Origin of the sequence: Pantanalinema sp., from assembly GCA_036704125.1 — a bacterium.
Taxonomy (GTDB): domain Bacteria; phylum Cyanobacteriota; class Sericytochromatia; order S15B-MN24; family UBA4093; genus JAGIBK01.
Window position 1 is genome coordinate 1 of sequence record DATNQI010000074.1, and the last position, 5,764, is coordinate 5,764.

A 5,764-nucleotide genomic window follows, 5' to 3' on the forward strand; every position below is an offset into this window, starting at 1 on the left:
CAGGGGACCCAGGTCGGCGTCGGCGGCGGCCGCGGCGGGATCAACCAGGGCCTCGGCCAGACCGCCGGCGTGGTCGGCGGGCCTGGCGGCGGCGGGACGGCCTTCAACCAGGGCACCCAGGTCGGCGTCGGCGGCGGCCGCGGCGGGATCAACCAGGGCCTCGGCCAGACCGCCGGCGTGGTCGGCGGCGGGCCTGGCGGCGGCGGCTTTGCGGGTAACCAGGGGACCCAGGTCGGCGTCGGCGGCGGCCGCGGCGGGATCAACCAGGGTCTGGGCCAGACCGCCGGCGTGGTCGGCGGGCCTGGCGGCGGCGGGACGGCCTTCAACCAGGGCACCCAGGTCGGCGTCGGCGGCGGCGACGACGGCCGGCGCCGCGGGCGGCGCGGACGCCGTGGCGGCGGGGACATCAACCAGGGTCTCGGCCAGACAGCCGGCGTGGTCGGCGGCTAGCCCCACCGTCTCCAGGCCAGCGCACGCGCTCGCGCGTGCGCTGGCCGCCCTCATCCCATGCCAGGAGGCTCCCCCATGCTGCGGCACCTCTCACCCTTGCCGGCCGGCATCGCCCTCTTCCTCGCCACGGCCGGCTGCGCCCAGCCCCCCGGCACCCGCCTGGAGCCGAGCCCCGCCGTCCCGGCCGTCGCCGGGCGCGCGACCCAGCAGGTCAGCCAGGTCATCGGCCCCGGCGGCATCACCCAGACGGTCGGCGGGGTGAGCCAGACGGTCGGCTCGCCCTTCGGGCCCGGCTTCCCCTTCTCGGGCGCCAGCGGCGCCAGCACGACCACGACCGTCACCGGCCCCGGCAGCGTCGCCTCGGTCACCACGGTGACCTCGGGAGGCGGCGGGCAAACGGCCTACTCCAGCACGGTCACGGGCAACCGCGAGGAGATTCGCGCCGCCTACTCCGTCAACGGCCCGAAGACGCTCGAGGTCTCCAACCTGAACGGCAACATCGTCATCACCCGCAGCCCGGACGACACCCTCTCCTTCGAAGCGATCAAGGAATCCTCGGCGGGCCCCGCGGAGCTCGGCAAGGCCCTCATCGCCGTCTCCAACGCCGGCACCTTCTCGATCCGCACCACCACCTCCGATCCGGGGGCGCGCGTCGGCGTCAGCTACGTGATCCGGGTGCCGGCGCAGATGAGCCTCGGCGCCATCACCACCGGCAACGGCACCGTCACCATCAATCGCTGAGGCCCATCCTCCCACGCTCGAATCGCCAGGCCTTCGCGGCCTGGCGATTCGAGCATTCGAGCGTTCAATCAGGTAAGCAGGGATTAAGGGTTCAAGAAGGGTTTTTTTGCGTCCAAAGCATCCAAGGGATAACCCCCTCCTGCGTGCTAAAAAAAGACCCACATGCTTGCGACGCGAAAGCACGGCAGGCAAGTATGAGGCAACCTCGATCGGATGGATAGCATCCGATCGCAGTTAAAATGAAGGGGGAATCCGTTCATGTTCAAAACCATGATGAGTGCGGCGATCCTCGGCACCCTCCTGGCGAGCACCGCGGGCTGCGGGCAGCTCCCCACCATGGGTAACGACACCAGCGTCCAGAGCTTCTCGAAGAAGCAGCCGAGCAGTGGCATCTCGCAGACCATGAAGCAAGAGGCCAGGTCAGAGGTGGAGAGCGGGTACGTGGGGGGTGCCCTCAACAACAACGCCGTGGCCGTCAACATCGGCAAGCAAAGCGCGAAGGGCAGCAACATCAACCAGCGACTGGATCAAGAAGCCAAGGCCAAAGTCGAGAACGGCGCTCCTAGCTACGGCTATGGTTACCCCATCGCCAACGGCAACGCCGTGAGCGTCAACTACGGCAAGCAGCGAGCCAACAGCAACAAGCGCTACTAAGCCCACAACGAGCGGTAGTCACCGGTTGCGGCCCCCGCGAGTACGCGGGGGCCGCAACGAGGATGGACGAGGGCATCAACAGCTCAGAGAGCGACGTGGAGGGAGGGTCTCACCCATGGGCAACAAGCTCACAAGCAAGGCGATCGCTGCGTGCCTGGTGACACTCTGCGCAGGCTGCGCACAGGGGCCGGCGATGACCGACGTCCAGGCCTATGCCAGGAGCCAGTCCAACAGCCTGGTCATCGGCACCGATAGCCAGGCGAGCGTGCGTCAGTCGGCCAAGGCCAAGGACGGCTACGGCAACTCGGGCATCGCCAATGGCCAGGGCGTGGCCACCAACGAGGCGAGCCAGCTTGCGATCGGCAAGCGCAACAAGCAGGGGGCCGAGCAAGAGGCCTACGCCGAGGGCGGCAGCCACAACAGCGGCATCCTCAACGGAAACGCCGCGGCCAGCAACAACATCGGCCAGGTCGCCGTCGGGCACGGCAACCGCCAGCAAGGCGAGCAGCAGGCGAACGCCGAGGGCGGATCCTACTACGGAGGCATCGCCAACGGAAACGCCGTCGGCGCCAACAAGGGACGCCAGGTCGCGATCCGCTACTGACGCAACGGTGAGCGATGGATCAGGCGAACGGCGCCCCCCGGATGGGGGGCGCCGTTCGCCTGGACCAGGAACCGGGGTTAGGGGTAGATCCGGGTCAGGAGGCGCGGGAAGGGGATGCACTCCCGGATGTGCTCGAGGCCGCAGATCCAGCGGATCGCGCGCTCGATTCCGAGGCCGAAGCCGCTGTGGGGCACCGAGCCGTACTTGCGCAGATCCAGGTACCAGCCGTAGGCCTCCTCGGAGAGGTCGTGGTCCTTCATGCGCTCGACGAACAGGTCGTAGTCCGCGATGCGCTGCGAGCCGCCGATGATCTCGCCGTAGCCCTCGGGGGCGAGCATGTCGGCGCACAGGGCAACCTCGGGCCGGGTGGGATCGGGCTGCATGTAGAAGGCCTTGATCGCCGTCGGGTAGTGGGTGACGAAGAAGGGGGTCTCGAACTGGTTGGCCAGGACGTCCTCGTCGTCGTTGCCGAAGTCCTCGCCCCACGTGATGTCGGAGCCCGCCTTCTGGAGGCGCTCGACGGCCTCGTCGTAGGTGATGCGGGGGAAGGCGCCCTGGGTCGTCTTCTCGAGCTTGGCCACGTCGCGCTCGAGCACCGAGAGGTCCTCGCGGTTCTTCTCGAGCACCCGCTTGACCACGTGGGCGACGAAGTCCTCCTGCACCTGCACGTTCTGCGCGAGCTCGGCGTAGGCCATCTCGGCCTCGACCATCCAGAACTCCATCAGGTGGCGGCGGGTCTTGGACTTCTCGGCGCGGAAGGTGGGGCCGAAGCTGTAGACGTTGCCGAAGGCCATGGCGCCCGCCTCCAGGTAGAGCTGGCCGGACTGGGCGAGGAAGGCCTTGTCGTCGAAGTAGTCGGTCTCGAAGAGGGTGGTGGTGCCCTCGCAGGCCGCGGGCGTCAGGATCGGCGTGTCGAAGCGGATGAACTCGCGCGACTCGAAGAACTCGTGCATGGCCATCTCGATGGTCGAGCGGATGCGAAGGATGGCGTGCTGGCGCTTGGATCGAATCCACAGGTGGCGGTGGTTCATGAGGAAGTCCACGCCGTGCTCCTTGGGCGAGATGGGGTACTCGCCGAGCGGCACCTGCACCACCTCGACCGAGGTGACCGTCAGCTCGAAGCCGCCCTGGGCGCGCTCGTCGGCGCGGACCGTGCCGGTCACGACGCACGAGGCCTCCTGGGTCAGGGCGTCGGCGGCACTCCAGCTCTCGTCGCTGACCTGGGCCTTGACGACGACGGCCTGGACGATGCCCGAGCCGTCGCGGACCTGCAGGAACTGGAGCTTGCCCTTGGATCGCTTGTTGTAGAGCCAGCCGCGGATCACGACCTCTCGATCGACGAAGTCCTTGAGATGGCTGATTTTCGCCTCGTGGCGGGTGGCGGTCTCGGTCACGGTCATTCCCTTTCCAAGTGGTGCTCGCTGCGTTAAAATCGAGGTGGTCAAAATAACATTATAGCTTACGAAAGGGGTCGTATGGCCCCCCCGAAGCATCGTTCAAGACAGGAGCCGGAAGTGAAAACCGCCATGCCCGAGATTCGCCTCGGTGAACGTTCCCACTACTGCGGGGACCTGCGTGCCGACGCCATCGGCGCGCAAGTGACGCTCTACGGCTGGGTCGATTCCCGCCGCGACCACGGCGGGGTCGTCTTCGCGGATCTGCGCGATCGCACGGGCCTGGTCCAGGTCGTCTTCAGCCCCGAGGTCGCCGCCGAGGCCCACCAGCTCGCCGACCGCCTGCGCAACGAGTACGTGATCGGGGTGACCGGCGCGGTCCGCGCCCGCGCCGAGGGCATGGCCAACCCCCGCATGGTCACCGGCGAGATCGAGGTCTACGCCGACAGCCTGGTCATCTGGAACGCCTCCAAGCCCCTGCCCTTCATGATCGAGGCCGGTAAGCCCGAGGTCGACGAGACCGTTCGCCTCAAGAACCGCTTCCTCGACCTGCGCCAGCCCTTCATGCAGGAGGCCATGATCAAGCGCCACCGCATGAACCAGATCATCCGGCGCTACATGGACGACAACGGCTTCATCGAGGTCGAGACCCCGATCCTCACCAAGAGCACCCCGGAAGGGGCCCGCGACTACCTGGTGCCCAGCCGCGTGCACCCGGGCGAGTTCTTCGCCCTGCCCCAGTCGCCCCAGATCTTCAAGCAGCTCCTGATGGTGTCGGGCTACGACCGCTACTTCCAGATCGCCCGCTGCTTCCGCGACGAGGACCTGCGCGCCGACCGCCAGCCCGAGTTCACCCAGCTCGACGTCGAGATGAGCTTCCCCAGCCAGGAGCTGGTGATCGACACCATCGAGACCCTCGTCAAGAAGCTGATCCATGAGATCGCCGGCGCCACGGTCGTGAAGGCCGCGCGCCTGACCTACGACGAGGCCATGGCCCGCTACGGCTCGGACAAGCCCGACACCCGCTTCGGGCTCGAGCTGGTCGACCTCACCGAGGCGGCCCGCGGCTGCGGCTTCAAGGTCTTCGCCGAGGCGCCAGAGCTCAAGGGCATCTGCGTGCCCGAGGGCAGCTCAAAGATCAGCCGCTCGCAGATCGACGCCTTGACCGAGTTCGTGCGCGGCTTCGGCGCCAGGGGCCTGGCTTACCTCAAGGTCGGCGAGGCCTCGGGCCCGGTCGCCAAGAACCTCACCCCCGAGGAGACCGACCGCATCGTGGCGGCCGCCGGCGCCAAGCCTGGCGATCTCGTGTTCTTCGCGGCCGACAAGCCCAAGAACGTGGCCGAGGTGCTCGGACGCCTGCGCCTCAAGCTGGGCGAGGACCTCAAGCTGATCCCCGAGGGCCGCTTCGACCTCCTGTGGGTCACCGACTTCCCCATGTTCGAGTACGACGAGGCCGACGGCCGGTACTACGCCATGCACCACCCCTTCACCCGCCCGCGCGACGAGGACCTCGACAAGCTCGAGAGCGATCCCGCAGCGGTCAAGGCGATCGCCTACGACATCGTGCTCAACGGCTACGAGATCGGCGGCGGCAGCCTGCGAATCTTCCAGCGGGACGTTCAGGAGCGGGTCTTCCGCCTGCTGGGCCTCTCCGAGGAGGAGATCCAGCAGAAGTTCGGCTTCCTGCTCTCGGCCTTCGACTACGGCACCCCGCCCCACGGCGGCCTCGCCCTCGGCCTCGATCGCGTCATCATGCTGCTCATCGGCCGCGACAACATCCGCGACGTGATCGCCTTCCCCAAGACCCAGTCGGCCAAGGACCTGATGGCCAACTGCCCGAGCCCGGTCGACACCAAGCAGCTCAAGGAGCTGCACATCCAGCTCAAGGGCTAACGCCCCATCGCGAAACGCCGGGGATCCC

Annotated in this window: 6 protein-coding genes; 5 read left to right on the forward strand and 1 reads right to left on the reverse strand. The window is 67.7% G+C overall.

The window, feature by feature from the left end; genetic code table 11:
• From V6D00_11905 to V6D00_11920, 4 genes are all read left to right on the forward strand, one after another.
• Positions 1-450, forward strand: a 450-nt coding sequence (locus V6D00_11905; GenBank protein ID HEY9899879.1) for a hypothetical protein, incomplete at its 5' end; no start/stop codon positions are given.
• A gap of 75 nt (positions 451-525) precedes the next feature.
• Positions 526-1,191 (forward strand): hypothetical protein, encoded by a 666-nt coding sequence (locus V6D00_11910; protein HEY9899880.1) that lies wholly within the window; start codon positions 526-528, stop codon positions 1,189-1,191.
• Positions 1,192-1,449: 258 nt separating this feature from the next.
• Positions 1,450-1,845 (forward strand): hypothetical protein, encoded by a 396-nt coding sequence (locus tag V6D00_11915; protein ID HEY9899881.1) that lies wholly within the window; start codon positions 1,450-1,452, stop codon positions 1,843-1,845.
• 115 nt (positions 1,846-1,960) lie between these two features.
• A complete protein-coding gene (locus V6D00_11920; protein ID HEY9899882.1) occupies positions 1,961-2,449 on the forward strand; it encodes a hypothetical protein in 489 nt (162 codons plus the stop codon).
• Positions 2,450-2,526: 77 nt separating this feature from the next.
• Here V6D00_11920 and asnS read toward each other — a convergent pair whose 3' ends face one another.
• On the reverse strand, positions 2,527-3,849 hold the full coding sequence (gene asnS, locus V6D00_11925) for an asparagine--tRNA ligase (GenBank protein HEY9899883.1): 1,323 nt from the start codon (positions 3,847-3,849) through the stop codon (positions 2,527-2,529).
• A gap of 114 nt (positions 3,850-3,963) precedes the next feature.
• Between asnS and aspS the strand changes: the two genes are divergently transcribed.
• Positions 3,964-5,736, forward strand: a complete 1,773-nt coding sequence (aspS, locus tag V6D00_11930; protein ID HEY9899884.1) for an aspartate--tRNA ligase — start codon at positions 3,964-3,966, stop codon at positions 5,734-5,736.
• The last annotated feature ends 28 nt before the right edge of the window (positions 5,737-5,764 follow it).